Annotated in this window: 1 protein-coding gene; it reads right to left on the bottom strand. The window is 63.4% G+C overall.

Annotated elements, in window-relative coordinates; all coding sequences use genetic code 11:
- The coding region (locus EOA75_RS33750; protein WP_127326200.1) for an amino acid permease at positions 1-410 on the bottom strand (410 nt) is incomplete at both ends.

Genomic DNA, 410 nt, shown 5'->3' with positions numbered 1-410 from the left:
GGCCGCATAGACGCGCCACAGCCCGTAGATCGTCGCCAGCACACCGGCAAAGAGTGGTCCTGAACGCCGCTCGCCGCTCTCGTAGCTTTCTCCGGTCAGGGCCAGCTTGGCGGCAAAGGCCCCGGAAAAGATGTAGGGCACGAGGATGGCCGCCGAGGCGATGTAGAAGAGTGCCTGGTAGGTGCTCTGCGCAAAGAGCGTGATCACCAGGAAGGCCTGGACAAGCAGATTGGTGATCAGCAGCGATGTCGAGGGCACGCCGCGCTCGCTTTCATGGCCGAAGAACTTGGGCATCGTCCCGTCTTTTCCGGCGACATGCGGAACCTCCGCAGCGAGCAGCGTCCAACTCAAGAAGGCGCCGACGACCGAGACCACGAGCGCGAGATTGATGAGGATCGCGCCCCAAGGCC

It is taken from the genome of Mesorhizobium sp. M1A.F.Ca.IN.022.07.1.1, from assembly GCF_003997575.1.
Lineage (GTDB): Bacteria > Pseudomonadota > Alphaproteobacteria > Rhizobiales > Rhizobiaceae > Mesorhizobium.
This window is presented reverse-complemented; position numbering and strand designations above follow the sequence as displayed.